The organism is Micromonospora sp. NPDC049274 (assembly GCF_040678875.1).
Classification (GTDB): Bacteria; Actinomycetota; Actinomycetes; order Mycobacteriales; family Micromonosporaceae; genus Micromonospora.
Genome location: NZ_JBFAQS010000032.1, coordinates 18,440 through 33,372 on the forward strand (window position 1 = coordinate 18,440; position 14,933 = coordinate 33,372).

The window sequence follows — 14,933 nt, forward strand, 5'->3', positions numbered from 1 at the left end:
CTGTCGGTCCGGCCCGGAAGGGGTCGCGATGACGCAGCGGGTGATCCACCGACCGGCCCGGATCTCGCCACCGGAACCGGAGCCGACCGCGCTCGACGTGGTCTCGCCACCGGCGCTGCCCGACGGTGGCGGCGGGTTCGCGGGCGTCATGCAGGTCTTCCTCCCGATCATGGGTGGTGCCGGCATGTTGCTCATGATGATGGCCAACAAGAACCCGATCATGATGATCGCCGGGCTCGGCATGCTCGTCGCCACGGTGTTCGGGGGGATCGCCGCGTACGTCACCCAGCGCACCGGCGCAGCGCGGCGCTTCGCGCGGCAACGGCAGCGGTACCTGGAGTACATCGACCGCGTACGCGACCAGATCAGGGCCGACGCGGTGACCCAGCGCGCCGCCGCCCAGCACCGGCACCCCGCCCCGGAGGTGCTGCCTGACCTGCTGCGTGACCCGCACCGGCGGTGGGAGCGGCGGCTCGCCGACCCGGATTTTCTGGTGCTGCGGGTCGGTCAGGGCCAGGACCGCCTCTGGCGCCGGGTCACCCTCCAGGCCGACGAGAACAACCCGCTTGTCGACCTGGACCCGGTGACCCTGGCCGCCGCGCGGCTGGTGGTGGACCGGGATCGGCTGCTCGACGGCATGCCCGTCGCGGTGCCGGTCACCGGCGTGGTGTCGGTGGTCGGCAGCCCGGCAGCCACCCGCAACCTGATCCGGGTGCTGGTGGCGCAGCTCGCCACCCTGCACGCCCCGGACGACGTACGCCTCGCCTGGCTGCTCGGCGGCACCGCCGGGCCGGAGTTCGACTGGCTGAAGTGGCTTCCACACTGCCTGCACCCGAGCGAGTACGACGGTCCGGCCCCGCAGCGACTCGTGGCCGCCGACCCGATGTCGCTGGCGTCGCTGCTCACCGCGGAGCTGTCCCGGCGCGTCGGTGAGGTCAACCGGGCCCGGCGACTGGGCGACCCGCAGCACCGCTTCCGGGGTAACCGGCTGGTAGTCGTGGTCGACCAGATCTCGGCCGGGCGGGCCGACCCGCTCGCCCATCTGGAGGCCGGCCTGGCCCCCGAAGACCTGGGCATGGCGGTGGTGGTGCTTGTCGACGACCGGCAGCACGAGCCGTCCCACGTGGACGTGCGGGTGCTCTGCGAGGACGACCGCGTCACCGTCCAGGACCTGCGGAAGGTCACCGACAGTCGGGCACCGACGATCCTGGCCCAGCGCGAGCGGATGCGCGGCGCGGCCACCGGCACGGTCGACCGGCTCGACCTGACGGAGATGGAGCTGCTGGCCAGGCGGGTCTCGCCGCTGCGGCTGGTGGCCGACACGGTGGACGACGCACCGCTGGAGGCGACAGTCGACCTGCGTGGCCTGCTCGGCATCGTCGACGAGGCGAGCTACGACGTGCGCTCGCTGTGGGCGCCGCGGATGCTGCCGGACTTTCTCACGGTGCCGTTCGGGGTGGGTCCGGACGGCAATCCCGTACACCTGGACATCAAGGAGGCCGCGTTGGGCGGCATGGGCCCGCACGGGCTCTGCGTCGGCGCGACCGGCTCCGGAAAGTCCGAGGTTTTGCGGACCATGGTGCTCACCCTGGCGATGACCCACCCGCCGGAGCGGCTGAGCCTGGTCCTTGTCGACTACAAGGGTGGCGCCACCTTCGCCGGGTTGGAACACCTGCCGCACACCTCGGCGATGATCTCGAACCTCTCCGACGACGCCGGGCTGGTGGACCGGCTGCACGACGCCATCCAGGGGGAGATGAAACGCCGCCAGCAGATCCTGCTCGACGCCGGCCAGTTGGCAAACATCACGGAGTACAACCGGCGGCGTGACGCCGGCCGTCCGTTGCCCCCGCTGCCCAACCTGATGGTGATCATTGACGAGTTCAGTGAGCTGCTGACCGCCAAACCGGAATTCATCGAGCTGTTCATCGCCATCGGCCGAATCGGCCGTTCGATAGGCATCCACCAGTTGCTCGCCTCGCAGCGGCTGGAGGAGGGCCGACTACGGGGGTTGGAGTCGTTCCTGTCGTACCGGCTGGGATTGCGCACCTTCAACGAGCAGGAGAGCCGCACAGTGCTGGGGGTGCCCGACGCGTACCGGCTGCCGCCGCTGCCCGGCTCGGGTTACCTGAAGGTCGACACCACTGTCTTCGAACGGTTCAAGGCGGCGTACGTGTCCGGCACGTACCGGCCTCCGGCCGGCGAGGAGGTGGTGGACGCCGCACCCGACCCGATGGTGTTCCTGATGTACAACATGGCCCGACACCTGCCGAAACCGTTGACGACCGACGACGCGCAGGCCGACGAGAGTGTCACGGCGCCGAGCACGCTGGACGTGGTGGTCGACCGGTTGCGTGAGCACGGCCGTCAGGCGCACCAGATCTGGCTGCCGCCGCTGCCGGCGGCGCTGCCGCTGGATGCGGTGGTGGGCCCGTTGGAGACCGATCCGGCGTACGGCCTGGTGGCCCCGATGGAACGGCGCGGACGGCTGCGTATCCCGCTCGGCCTGCTCGACCGGCCCACCGAGCAGAAGCAGGAGCCGTTCGTCCTGGACATCTCCGGCGGCGGGGGGCACGTCTGCATCCTCGGCGCGCCACAGACCGGCAAGTCGACGCTGCTGCGCAGCCTGGTGGCCGGCGCGGCGCTGACCCACACACCGCAGGACATCGCGTTCTACTGCGTCGACGTCGGTGGCGGCGCGCTGAACGCGCTGGCCGGCCTGCCACACGTCGGCGGGGTGGCCGGCCGTCTGGACCCGGACCGGATCCGCCGCACGGTGACCGAGGTCAGCATGCTGATGACCGAACGGGAAGAGCTCTTCGCCGCGCACGGCATCGACTCCATCGACACGATGCGGCGGATGCACCGGGAGGGCCGGCTGCCCGAGTTGCCCGCCGCGGACGTGGTGCTGGTGATCGACAACTACCCGGTGCTCAGGGCGGAGTTCGAGGATCTCGCGGACCTCGTACAGGACATCGGGGCGCGCGGGCTCGGTTACGCCGTACACCTGGTGTTGACCGCCGGTCGATGGTCGGACCTGCGGATGCAGCTCCAGGCGGTGATCGGCTCGAAGATCGAGTTCCGGTTGAACGACCCGCTGGACTCGACGATCAAGCGGCAGGCCGCGGAGAACCTGCGGGCCGACACCCCCGGCCGTTGCCTGACCCAGGACGCCCTGACCGCGCACATCGCGCTTCCCCGCATCGACGGCAGCGACGACGTGGGCACGTTGCCGAAGGGGCTGGACGATCTGGTGTCGCGGGTGGCGACGGCCTGGACCGGCCCCTCGGCCCCGGCCATCCGGATGCTACCCACCATGATCGGGTACGCCGAGGTGGCCGGCGGGCTGCCCGCCGAAGGGCGGGTGCGCCTCGGGCTCGACGAGGCGGAGCTGCGGCCGACCATGCTCGATCTCTTCGGCACCGACCCGCACCTGCTCGTCTTCGGTGATTCGGCAAGTGGCAAGACGTCCCTGCTCCGTCTGCTGGTCCGGGACCTGACCGCGCAGTTCACCGACGACCAGGTGGTCTTCGCGGTCATCGACCTGCGGCGCACCATGCTGGACGCGGTTCCCGAGGCGTACCTCGGCGCGTACGCCGGCACCGCGACCGCCGCCCAGGGTCTGGTGCAGGGTGTCGCCAACGAGGTCCGCAAGCGGCTGCCGCCGGACACCCTTACCGTCGATCAGTTGCGAAGTCGGTCGTGGTGGAAGGGGCCGGAGATCGTGGTGCTCTGCGACGACTACGACCTGCTTCCCACCGGCGGCGCCGGGCCGTTGGCGCCGTTCCTGGAGTTCCTGCCGCAGTCGAAGGACCTCGGTTTCCATCTGGTGCTGGCCCGCCGCAGCGGTGGCGCCGGCCGGGCCGTCCACGAGCCGGTGCCGCAGCGGATGAAGGAGGTCGGCTGTGCTGGCCTGCTGCTCTCCGGCGAGCGGCAGGAGGGCCAGCTCTGGCCGCAGGCTCATCTCTCGGTCCAGCCACCGGGGCGGGGACGGCTGGTACGCCGTGGTCGTCGCACCACCCTCGTCCAGTTGGCGTACGCCGAGTAGCGCCCTGGGCATCCCGTTCGACGAGGTGCACGGCGAGTCCCAGGAGCACTCGGGCGGCTGATGCTGACCCGGGGCGACAATTCGCCTGTTTCCGGCTCCCGGCCGCCGGGTAGGGCAGGCACATGGACACCAACACCACAGCCCACCTGGTCGGCGGCCCCCGCGACGGCAGCACCCACGACACCGGCGGCGACGCCCTCGTCGAGGTGGAGATCGATGGCATGATGCACCGTTACATCAAGACCACCAAGCAGCACGACGACGGTCGACCGCTCTACAACTACGACGGGATGGTCGCCCCGGACGGCGGCGAGCCCGGCGTCGAGGACCCGGCCGCCCGGGTCGCCTCGCCCCGGGCCGACGCCGAGGGGCACGGCGGCGACCGCTGAGCATCCGCGGGTCTTGCGGACCCGAACGACGGACACGCCGGCCGGCTGCGGATGAACCGGGGCCGGCCGGGTAAGCGGCGGCCTTGCCTGGTGGGGAGACGACCAGTGTCGCGGTGTCCCGCGACGCTGACGCACGGGCGGGCGGCGGTGGCCGGCCCGCCCGTGCGCGCCCCGGGTCAGTTCGAGGTGATCCAGTTCCAGGCCGAGACGACCCACTCGGTCTGCTGCAGCCAGGCCACGCCGAGACCGACGAGGAAGACGGCGGTGGCCAGGTGGGCCCCCCGCGCGCTGCGCCGGACCCGCCCGAGCTGCCGCTCCAGCACCAACCGGCCGATCACCCGGGCCAGCGCGAACAGGCCGACCGCCACCAGCAGGCTCAACACGAGCACCAGCAGCGGACCGGACAGGTTGCCTCCACCGGAGAGCGCCCAGATCCCCCAGCACACGAACGCGAACAGGCCACCCGCCGCGCTCCACTCCCCGCCGCGACGCAACTGGGCCAGGCGCCAGCTCAGCGGCCGGCGCGGTGCCGGTTCACCCGGCCAGCCCGTACCTGTCGGCTCCTGCTCCACCACCGGGAACGGTTCGGTCCGTGGGGTGCGCGGCTGGCCCACCGGCGCGACACCCCGGCGGAACCCGTCCCGCTGCGGCGGCACCCCGACGCCGGCCTGCGGTGGGACCTCCACGGTTCGCTCCGCCCACGGCTGCGTCTGGTCTGCCATCTCGTCCTCCCCCTGACCGGCGGCACCACCACCGCCCGAATCCGAGGGTAGCCAGCCGGCAAATCGGTCGCCGACCGCCGTCCGGCGCGAACCCGGCACGATGTGCCGATTTCCACATCGGGCGAGGTACGGTCGGCTGATGGGTGATCCGGAGCGACGCAGGCGACGGCTGCGCCACCAGTCCGACTCCGATCCTGCCGTGCGCGGCGCCGACGGTGCGACGGTCAGCACCGCCGGCGTACACGACGGCGTGGAGTCACCGCCCCGGCGTCGGGGGCCCAGCGGCGACGACCGCGACGGCGAGCGGGGGTTACGAGGGCTGGTCGGCTCCGGCTCGTCCCAGGTGGGGCTGAGCTCCGCGCTGCGGGCCCGGGACGCCGCCCGACCTACCGACGACGACCTCGCCGAGGCGGAGGCCCGGGTGGTGGTCGTCCGCCGCAACTGGGTGCCCCGCGAAGAGCTGCCCCGCCCGCCGCGCTGACCGCGCCCGATCGCGTCAGCCTGGCTGACCGCGACCGGCCCGGCCGACGTCGAGCGGGGCGCACAGGCGTCAGGGCAGGTCGGGCAGTTGCCGGGTCTGCTCGTACGTGGCGACCTGGATGATCCGGCGGGCGTGCCGCTCGTTGCCGGAGAACGGCGTGTTCAGGAACGCCTCGACGATGCCGGTGGCCTCGTCCAGGGTGTGCTGGCGGGCGCCCACAGCGACGACGTTCGCGTCGTTGTGCTGGCGGGCGAGCTGAGCCGTCTCGACGCTCCAGGCGAGCGCGGCGCGTACGCCGACGACCTTGTTCGCGGCGATCTGCTCGCCGTTGCCGGACCCGCCGATGACCACCCCCAGGGAGGTCTCGTCGGCCACCACCCGGTCACCCGTGTGCAGGCAGAACGTGGGGTAGTCGTCGTCCGGGTCGTAGCTGTGCGGGCCGACGTCGACCACGTCGTACCCCTGCTTGGCCAGGTGATTGGCCAGGTGCACCTTCAACTCGAAACCGGCGTGATCGGATCCCAGGTAGACGCGCATACCGGGCAGTCTGTCAGGCCGCGCTCTCCGACGCCGCAGGGGCGGCGCCGGAGAGCCGGGTTCGTCACACGGTCGTGCGGGTGGTCACTCAGCGCGACAGCTCGGCGACCACCAGGCCGCCGCGCGCCTTCGGGGTGAACCAGGTGCTCTTGCGGGGCATCTTCTCCCGAGCCAGGTTCACCGCGACGAAGTCCGCCACTGTCACCGGCGCGATGAGGACGGCCAGCTCGGCCCGTCCGGCGTCGACCTCCCCGGTGAGCCAGCTCGCCGGGTAGTCACCGCCCACGTAGGTGATCCGCTTGTCGCCCGGGTCCAACCCCAGGGCGTCGCGCAGCAGTAGTCGCTCGACAAGCGCGTGGTCCAGGTTCTCCAGGCGGGCGTCGGCGGTGGCGGGCAGGCGCACCGCGTACCCCTGGCCGGCCAGCCGCAGTCCGACGGTGCCGCCGGCCGCCGGGACCTCGACCGGACCGTCGATCGGCGTGACCTCGGCCCCCGCGGCGCGCAACCGGTCGAGCAGCTCGCCCGGCGTGGTGGTCAGCTCGCTGACCAGCCGGTTGTACGGCTGGATGGCCACCGACGCGGGCGTCGTCACCACGGCCAGGAAGCGCGACAACCCGCCGGTCTGGGCGGCCAGGCTGCGGTGGTTGCCGTCGGCGACGACCAGCTCGCCGCCGCCGGCGAGAGCGGTAAGCGCATCCTGCTCCGGGCCGGGGCCGACCAGCCAGATGGCGTGGGTGCGCCCCGCCTGGTCGGTGTCGGTCGCGGCGGGCGCCCCGGCCGCGTCGGTCGCCGCCGCGAGCGCGGCGTGCAGTTCGTCGCCGCTACCGGTCTGCAGCAGGAGTACGGGTGAGAGCAGGTGACCCAGCGCCTCGGCCAACGCGACGCGCTCGCGCACCTTGGCGATGAAGACGTCCTCGTTGCGGATGACCAGGCCCGGCTCATCGGCGCGGGTGGAGATCTGGTCGGTGTCCACCATCGCGAAGAGCCCGTACGCCGTCTCCTCGCCCGGGGCGGTGATCCGGTACAGCACGACCACCTGCTCGGCGGGTGTGTAACTGCCGTCGGCCTTGGCCTCGGCGAGCCGGGCCACCGAGGCCGGCAGCGCGTCGAGGAACGACGTGCCCAGGCTGTCGGGGGCCCGGTGCGGCATCTCGATGCCGAGGGCACTGTGCGGGTTCGCCTCGATGATCGCAGTGATCTCCGCGTCGTCGGCGAACTCGTCGTAGTTCTGCGCGCCGGTGCCGCCAGTGGTGATCCAGGCCCGGGCGATCGGATGCACGACCGTCATGCCCACTGACGCTACCGGCGGCGACGTCGCGGGCGACGGGGACCCGCGCGGCGTCCACCAGTTGAAAGTGCCGGGCCGGGACGTGGTGGTCAGCCGGCGCGGCCGGACGCGCCGTTGTGCCGCCGGTGTCGACCGGCCACGACCGGTCCGGCGTTACTCCGCCGGCCGTTCGCGGCGGGTCCGGTGATCGCATTGCGGCGAGGGGCGGCGGGCGGCCCCGGTACGGGACGCGGTTCCGGCGGCGGCGCCGGAACCGGTCGCGGGTTCAGCGGTGGCGTCGGCACGGGACGCGGGGCGGTGGGTGCCGGCGGGGGTGGGGCGGGCTCGGCCGGCGCGGCCGCCACGACCGGCTCCACGGCCGACGGTACGACCGGATCCGACACCGCCGGCACGAGAGGCGGCGTCGCCACCACCGGCTTCGACACGGCCGGCGTCGCCACGACCGGCATCGCCACGACCGGCGCCGTCGACACGATAGGCATCGGCACGGCCGGCGTCGTCGACACGATAGGCATCGGCACGGCCGGCGTCGTCATCGCCGGCGTCGGTGTGGCCGGGCCGGGCGTCAGGCGCGAGGTGACCGGCACCCGGGCCACGCCGACCACGATGGGCGGGGCGAGCAGGTCCACCACATGGGCGGGAAGGTCCGGGCGGACCGTCGGCCAGCGGGAGTCGTCGACCGACCAGTACGCCGCTCCGGGAGTCTCGTTCACCCCCTGTCGGGTCAACTGATCGTCACCGGACGCACGGTGCTTGGCCATCGGGATTGCCTCCACGAGCTGCGGGGTGCGGCCCTGCGGGTCGCTGCGGCGGACACCGAGGGAAACGACGCCCCCCGCCCAGCGGTGACGCCGTGACCGCGAGGCGTACCCGCCGACCGGCGCGGCGCGCCCCCGCCGGACCACGAGACGGTGGCCGGCGGGGGCGCGTGCGATCGCGGCTCAGTCGAAGATCGGGCCCAGGTCGCGGGTGCGCTTGAGCTCGTAGAAGCCGGGAGTGCCGGCGACCAGCAGCACGCCGTCCCAGAGCCGGCCGGCCGCCTCGCCCTTCGGCCTCGGCGTGATCACCGGGCCGAAGAAGGCGACAGGCGTGCCGTCCGGGCCGGGCGCGTGGATCACCGGGGTGCCCACGTCCTGGCCGACCGGCCGCATACCGGCCTCGTGGCTGGCGCGCAGCGCCTCGTCGTACTCGGTGCTGTCGGCGGCGGCGGCCAACGCCGGGTCCAGCCCGACGTCGGTGAGGGCGGCGGCGAACAACTCCGGGCCGAGCTGCTCCTTGCCGAGGTGGATGCGGGTGCCCAACGCGGTGTAGAGCTGACGGACGGCGTCCGCGCCGTGGGCCTGCTCCACGGCGATGCAGACCCGCACCGGGCCCCAACCGTTGTCCATCAACTCGCGGTACTGCTCGGGCAGGTCCCGGCCCTCGTTGAGCACCGACAGGCTCATCACGTGGTAGCGGATGGTCACTTCGCGGACCTGCTCGACCTCCAGCAGCCAGCGAGAGGTGATCCACGCCCACGGGCAGATCGGGTCGAACCACATGTCCACGGCGACACGTTCGGTCACGGTGCGGTCCCTTCGCGACGGGTGACGCCGGACGTCCGACGTCTCCTCCGATCCTCACCCCGGAGCACATCGACCGGTACCCGAATGAGAGCGTGACCTCGGCCACCGCTGGCTGCCCGTCCGTGGAAGACTCGGATCGGGCCGGACGTCACGAGCGGTCGGCAGACGGGCGCCGCCGGGCGTACGGCGAGACGTGGGATGGAGACGAACAGTGCCGGGAGTGCGTAACCTGACGCAGGTCGAGGCGACCGAGCGGGCCCGCCTGCTCGAGGTGACCGGGTACGACATCAGTCTGGACCTGTCGAGCGCCGTGCTGGCAGCCGGCAACCGCACCTTCCGGTCGACGACCGAGGTCCGGTTCCGCTGCGCCGAACCGGGGGCGAGCACGTTCATCGAGCTGGCCGCCGAATCGGTGCGGTCCGCCACACTGAACGGCGCCCCGGTGGACCTGTCCGACTGGTCGGCCGAGAAGGGCCTCACCCTGTCCGGGCTGGCCAGCGAGAACACCCTCGTCGTCGACGCGGACTGCGCCTACTCCAACAGCGGCCAGGGGCTGCACCGCACGGTCGACCCGGTGGACGGCGAGACGTACCTCTACAGCCAGTTCGAGACGGCCGACGCGCAGCGGGTGTTCGCCTGCTTCGACCAGCCCGACCTGAAGAGCGTCTACACCTGGCACGCGACGGTGCCGGCGCACTGGCGCGTGGTGTCCAACATGCCGGTGCAGCGCGAGGAGCCGGCCGGCGAAGGGTTCAAGACCCTCCACTTCACCGAGTCGCCCCGGATGAGCACGTACATCACGGCGCTGTGCGCGGGCCCGTACCACGAGGTGCGCGACACCCACGACGGCATCGACCTGGGGGTGTTCTCCCGGGCATCCATGTCGCAGTACCTGGACGCCGACAACCTGTTCCTCATCACCAAGCAGGGCTTCGACTTCTTCCACGAGAAGTTCGGCGTGCGCTACCCGCTGCCGAAGTACGACCAGCTCTGGGTGCCCGACTTCAACGCCGGCGCGATGGAGAACTTCGGCTGCGTCACGCACGCCGAGTCGCACTACCTGTTCCGCTCGCAGGTCACCGACTTCGAGTACGAGCAGCGCGCCAACACGATCCTGCACGAGCTGGCCCACATGTGGTTCGGCGACCTGGTCACCATGCGCTGGTGGAACGACCTGTGGCTCAACGAGTCGTTCGCCGAGTGGGCGAGCCACTGGTGCAACACCAACGCCACCCGGTTCACCGAGGCGTGGACGACGTTCCTGTCCATCCGCAAGAACTGGGGCTACCGGCAGGACCAGCTCTCCTCCACCCACCCGGTCTACACCGAGATGCCGGACATGGAGGCCGTCGAGGTCAACTTCGACGGCATCACCTACGCCAAGGGCGCGAGCGTGCTCAAGCAGCTCGTCGCGTACGTGGGTGAGGAGCCGTTCGTGGCCGGGCTGCGGGCGTACTTCGGCAAGCACGCGTGGGGCAACGCCACCTTCGACGACCTGCTCACCGAGCTGGAGGCGGCGTCGGGCCGAGAGCTGCGCAAGTTCGCGGCGCAGTGGCTGGAGACCGCGCAGGTCAACACGCTGCGCCCGGAGGTGACGATCGGCGCCGACGGCACGTACGAGCAGGTGGTCGTCCGGCAGGAGGCGCCGACGGCGTACCCGACGCTGCGCACCCACCGGATCGGCGTGGGCCTGTACGACCTGACCGACGGGCGGCTGGCCCGCCGCGAACGGTACGAGGTGGACGTGACCGGCGAGCGGACCGACCTCGCCGACCTGCGCGGCGTCCGGGCGGCCGACGTGCTGCTGCTCAACGACGACGACCTGAGCTACACCAAGCTGCGCCTCGACGAGCAGTCGATGGCCACGGTCGTGCAGCACATCGGCGGCTTCGACTCGTCGCTGGCCCGCGCCCTGTGCTGGACGGCCGCGTGGGACATGACCCGCGACGCCGAGCTGGCGACCCGCGACTACGTGGCGCTGGTGCTGGCCGGGCTGCCCGCGGAGACCGACATCAACCTGGTGCCCGCGACCCTGCGCCAGGCCACCACCGCGCTCACCCTCTACGCCGACCCGGCGTGGGCGCCCACCGGCTGGGCGGCCCTCGCCCGGACGGCGAAGGACGCGCTCGCCGCAGCCGAGGCGGGCAGCGGCTTCCAGCTGGCGTGGGCCCGCGCGTACACCTCGGCCGCCCGGTCCGAGGAGGACCTGGCGACGCTGCGCGGCTGGCTGGACGGCACCGGTGCGCCGGCCGGCCTGACCGTGGACACCGAGCTGCGCTGGACGGTGCTCGGGGCGCTGGTTGCCAACGGCGCGGCCGGTGCCGCCGAGATCGAGGCCGAGCTGGCCGGTGACCGCACCGCGAGCGGCGAGCGGGAGGCCGCGTACGCGCACGCGCTGGTGCCGACCGCGGAGAACAAGGCGGCCGTGTGGGCGCTGTTGACCGGCCCGGACGCGCTGCCGAACTGGCGGCACCGGGCGCTGTTGCAGGGCCTCACCCACCCGGCGCAGGTGGAGCTGGTCGCCCCGTACCGGGAGAGGTACTTCGCGGCGGTCGGCCAGGTGTGGGCCACGCGGGACAGCGAGCCTGCGCAGGAGTTCGCACAGTTGGCGTACCCGACCTACCTCGTGGACGACGACACGGTGGCGGCCACCGACGCGTGGCTGGCCGGCGACGGCAAACCCGGCCCACTGCGTCGACTGGTCGCCGAGGGCCGCGACGGTGTGGTGCGGGCGATCAAGGCCCGCGCGAAGGACGCCGCGCAGAGCTGACCAGCGAGTACGCGGCCCGGGGCCGGCGTGGATGTGAGTCCACGCCGGCCCCGGGCGTTATCGTGACGAGAGGAGGTGGACGTGATGGCACAGCCGACCTACGAGTGGCGGCCTCCGGATCGGGGCTGGCGCGAGCAGGATCTGTTCGACCTGCCTGCCGACGGTAACCGCTACGAGATCATCGACGGGAGCCTGCACGTGACCCCTCCAGCCGGCCCAGAGCACCATGAGCTGGCGGACGAGATTCGGATGGCGATTCGCCAGGCGGCTCCCACCGGTTGGCGGGTGATCCGGGAGATCGGGGTGCAGGTCCCCGGCGGCAATCTCATCCCCGATCTGACGGTGTTGCTACCAAGCGCACCGCGCGAGCGCATGTGGGCCGAACCCAAGAACATCGCGCTCGTCCTTGAAGTCGAGTCGACGGGGAGCCGTCGCCACGATCGCTTCACCAAACCCGCCCTCTACGCCGAGGCAGGCATCCCGCACTACTGGCGGGTGGAACGGGGCGACTTGGGCCCGGTCGTCTACCGCTATCGGCTCGGCGAAGGCGACCATTACGAGCTGTTGGGCACCATCGGTCCGGACGACGCGGTGACCGTGGACGAGCCGTGGACGATGAGGTTGGACCCGAGCGTCTGGCCCCGCTGAGACGTCGAAGCCCGGCCTGCCGAGGAGCGGGCCGGGCTTCGTCGTACGTGTGAGGCGTCAGCCCTTGCCGGCGTGGCTGGCCAGCTGGTCGAGGCCGTTGATGATGCCGCCGGCCAGGTCACCGCCGCTGAACGCGCCGACCATGGAGAGCGCCGCCAGCTTGGCGTACGTGTCGGGGATGCGCTTGCGGGCGTGCCGCCCGGTGACGATCTCCAACTTGCGCTGGTTGGGCGACACGGCGATCAGCACCGACTTGTCGGGGTCGGCGAGCTGGCGGTGCAGCCGCTGGGCGTGCTCGCGGATCGGCTCGTCGAGGCCGCCGACGAACACCGAGAAGACCAGGCCGGTGCCCTGGTCGGCCAGGCGCAGGGCCTCGTCGATGCGCAGCAGCTGACGGGTCGAGAACGGCCCGTCCAGCACCTCGGGCGGATTGTCCGTCCCGGTCTGCTTCTCACCAACGGTCACTTGCGCCTCCGGTTCCACCGGCCGGCGCCTCGACGCTGGCCTGCTCTAGCTTGTGGCTGGTCAGCGCGGGGGCCTGCGCGCCCGCCGCCAGCGCGGTGCCGGCCGAGTCGGCCAGCTGCTCCGGGCGGCCCAGGAACCAGACCGGAGTGAAGTCGAAGGGCCGGCCCGGCCGGTAGCGCTTGGCGCCACCACGGCCACCGGCGCTACCACCACGGCTACCGGCGTACGACAGGCCGGCGATCACCAGCACCGCGGCCACCGGGATGCCGACGAAGACCAGCAACGTCTCGGTAACAGACAATCCCAACGCCCCCAGGCGGAAGAAGGACCTCGAACAATCGGGTCGGATGGACGATCATGATGGCGACCGGCCAGCTCCGTCACCATTCACGTTAGCGGAGTCGACGGCCCGCCAGATCGCGGGGTGCCGATCCCATCCGTCACTGGCGTGCTCCAGTTGCGCAGCGGTTGCGATGAGTCGCGCGTCGTCGCCGTACCGGCCGGTGAGCAGCACCCCGACGGGCAGCCCGTCGGTCGTGGCGCCCACCGGCAGGGACACCGAGGGATCGCCGGTGACGTTGAAGATGGCGCAGTAGGGCGAGAAGCGGCGTTGCCTGTCGAAATCGGCAGCCGGGTCACCGTCGGCGGTGAACCAGCCGACGGGTGCCTGCGGCGCGGCCAGGGTGGGGCAGAGCAGCAGGTCGCAGCCGGCGGTGCGGGCGGCGCCGAGCCGTACCTGTGCCTGCAGCTCGCCGAGGGTGGCGGCCAACGCGCCCGCGGAGACCGTGGCGCCCCGGGCCCGTAGCAGTCGCGTCAACGGCAGCAGCTCCGCCTCGCGCTGCGGGGGCACGGGGGCGAGCGCCAGCACGTACCAGATGATCTCGAACAGCGGCCATGCCTGGGGCCCCAGCGGCGGCGGCACCTCGACCACCTCGTGGCCAGCGGCGGTGAGCAGGGCGGTGGCCCTGTCGACGGCGGCCACGCAGTCGGGGTGCACCGGCTCGTCGGCGAGCATCGGCGTGGTGAACCGGCCGATCCGCAGCCGGCCGGGCTCGGCCCGCCGGGCGACGGCCAGGTATCCCCCGGGCGGCGCGGGCGGCGGCAGGTAGGGCTCGCCGGGCACCGGCACGGCCATGACGTCGAGCAGTGCGGCGACGTCGGCGACGGTCCGCCCGAGCGGGCCGCTGGTGGGCAGTCCGAACGCGCCGGAGCCGAGCGGCCCGCCGGAGACCAGGCCCCGACTGGGCTTGTAGCCGATCAGGCCGCAGAGCGACGCCGGGATGCGCAGGGAGCCGCCGCCGTCGGACCCCTGTGCGATAGGGACCAGCCCGGCCGCGACCGCCGCCGCCGCGCCGCCGCTGGAACCACCGGCGGTGTACGCGAGCTGCCACGGATTGCGGGCCGGCGGTGCGACGCGGCCCTCGGAGTAGAGCGAGCAGCCCAGCTCGGAGGTGGTCGTCTTGCCGAGGCTGACGAGGCCGGCGGCCTTGATGAACCGGACCACGTCGGCGTCGACCGGTGGAACGAAGTCGGCGAACGCGGCCGAGCCGAAGGTGGTGCGTACCCCGGCGGTGAGGGTGAGGTCCTTGATCGCGGTCGGTACGCCGTGCAGCGGGCCGCGCCCCTGCACCGGGGCGGCGTCGGCGGCGCGCGCGGCCTGCCGGGCCAGGTCGGGGGTGACCGTGACGAACGCGCCCACGGTGTCGCCGAGCGCCGCCACCCGGTCCAGGCAGTGCTCGACCAGGTCGACGCTGGTCAGCTCGCCGCGCGCGATCGCGGCGGCCTGCTCCAACGCGGTCAGGTCGTGCGGCTCGGCCATCCCGTCATCCTGCCCGCTGCGAGCTGCCGGAAGCGGTCGACACGGCGGCCCGATCCGCCCCGCTCCACCCGCCCACTCCGCAGATCTTGGACAGTTTCCGTTCGCGGGGCGGGCTCAACCGGTGGTTGCAACACCCTTCCGTTTTCTTCGTTGGGGTGGTTATGGCGTCGAGGTTGAGCCCGCTGGAGCGGGAACAGATCG

General features: G+C 72.3%; 13 protein-coding genes. 6 read left to right on the forward strand and 7 right to left on the reverse strand.

Features of this window, described 5'->3' with window-relative positions; translation table 11 throughout:
- The first annotated feature begins 28 nt into the window (after positions 1-28).
- Together eccCa and AB0K10_RS32850 are read left to right on the forward strand one after the other, a co-directional pair.
- A complete protein-coding gene (eccCa, locus tag AB0K10_RS32845) occupies positions 29-4,048 on the forward strand; it encodes a type VII secretion protein EccCa (RefSeq protein ID WP_363690065.1) in 4,020 nt (1,339 codons plus the stop codon).
- A 122-nt stretch (positions 4,049-4,170) separates the two neighbouring features.
- Positions 4,171-4,437, forward strand: a complete 267-nt coding sequence (locus AB0K10_RS32850) for a hypothetical protein (RefSeq protein ID WP_363690067.1) — start codon at positions 4,171-4,173, stop codon at positions 4,435-4,437.
- A gap of 176 nt (positions 4,438-4,613) precedes the next feature.
- On the opposite strand, the gene AB0K10_RS32855 is transcribed toward AB0K10_RS32850, so the two are convergent.
- Positions 4,614-5,159: a hypothetical protein gene (locus AB0K10_RS32855; protein WP_363690069.1), complete on the reverse strand. Its 546-nt coding sequence runs from the start codon at positions 5,157-5,159 to the stop codon at positions 4,614-4,616.
- 139 nt (positions 5,160-5,298) lie between these two features.
- Here AB0K10_RS32855 and AB0K10_RS32860 point away from each other — a divergent pair, with 139 nt between their 5' ends.
- Complete coding sequence (locus AB0K10_RS32860; RefSeq protein ID WP_363690071.1) at positions 5,299-5,640, forward strand: hypothetical protein; 342 nt, start codon at positions 5,299-5,301, stop codon at positions 5,638-5,640.
- 69 nt (positions 5,641-5,709) lie between these two features.
- Here AB0K10_RS32860 and AB0K10_RS32865 read toward each other — a convergent pair whose 3' ends face one another.
- Both AB0K10_RS32865 and AB0K10_RS32870 read right to left on the reverse strand, forming a co-directional pair.
- A complete protein-coding gene (locus AB0K10_RS32865) occupies positions 5,710-6,177 on the reverse strand; it encodes a ribose-5-phosphate isomerase (protein ID WP_363690073.1) in 468 nt (155 codons plus the stop codon).
- A gap of 88 nt (positions 6,178-6,265) precedes the next feature.
- Positions 6,266-7,465: a DUF1015 family protein gene (locus AB0K10_RS32870; protein WP_363690075.1), complete on the reverse strand. Its 1,200-nt coding sequence runs from the start codon at positions 7,463-7,465 to the stop codon at positions 6,266-6,268.
- A 297-nt stretch (positions 7,466-7,762) separates the two neighbouring features.
- On the opposite strand from AB0K10_RS32870, the gene AB0K10_RS32875 reads away from it, so the two are divergent.
- On the forward strand, positions 7,763-8,197 hold the full coding sequence (locus AB0K10_RS32875) for a hypothetical protein (RefSeq protein WP_363690077.1): 435 nt from the start codon (positions 7,763-7,765) through the stop codon (positions 8,195-8,197).
- 209 nt (positions 8,198-8,406) lie between these two features.
- On the opposite strand, the gene AB0K10_RS32880 is transcribed toward AB0K10_RS32875, so the two are convergent.
- The gene (locus AB0K10_RS32880) at positions 8,407-9,030 is read right to left on the reverse strand and encodes a DsbA family protein (protein WP_363690079.1); all 624 of its coding nucleotides are present in this window, start codon (positions 9,028-9,030) and stop codon (positions 8,407-8,409) included.
- A 220-nt stretch (positions 9,031-9,250) separates the two neighbouring features.
- On the opposite strand from AB0K10_RS32880, the gene pepN reads away from it, so the two are divergent.
- Together pepN and AB0K10_RS32890 are read left to right on the forward strand one after the other, a co-directional pair.
- Positions 9,251-11,800, forward strand: a complete 2,550-nt coding sequence (gene pepN / locus AB0K10_RS32885; RefSeq protein ID WP_363690081.1) for an aminopeptidase N — start codon at positions 9,251-9,253, stop codon at positions 11,798-11,800.
- Positions 11,801-11,884: 84 nt separating this feature from the next.
- On the forward strand, positions 11,885-12,448 hold the full coding sequence (locus tag AB0K10_RS32890) for a Uma2 family endonuclease (RefSeq protein WP_363690083.1): 564 nt from the start codon (positions 11,885-11,887) through the stop codon (positions 12,446-12,448).
- 57 nt (positions 12,449-12,505) lie between these two features.
- On the opposite strand, the gene AB0K10_RS32895 is transcribed toward AB0K10_RS32890, so the two are convergent.
- The 3 genes from AB0K10_RS32895 to AB0K10_RS32905 form a co-directional block, all read right to left on the reverse strand.
- Positions 12,506-12,913 carry a DUF5130 family protein gene (locus AB0K10_RS32895; protein WP_363690085.1) on the reverse strand — a complete coding sequence of 136 codons (408 nt, stop codon included), beginning with the start codon at positions 12,911-12,913 and terminating at the stop codon, positions 12,506-12,508.
- Positions 12,900-13,196, reverse strand: a complete 297-nt coding sequence (locus AB0K10_RS32900; RefSeq protein WP_363690089.1) for a hypothetical protein — start codon at positions 13,194-13,196, stop codon at positions 12,900-12,902. Before AB0K10_RS32900 ends, AB0K10_RS32895 begins: the two co-directional genes overlap by 14 nt.
- 72 nt (positions 13,197-13,268) lie before the next feature.
- Positions 13,269-14,732 (reverse strand): amidase, encoded by a 1,464-nt coding sequence (locus AB0K10_RS32905; protein ID WP_363690087.1) that lies wholly within the window; start codon positions 14,730-14,732, stop codon positions 13,269-13,271.
- Between the last annotated feature and the right edge of the window lie 201 nt (positions 14,733-14,933).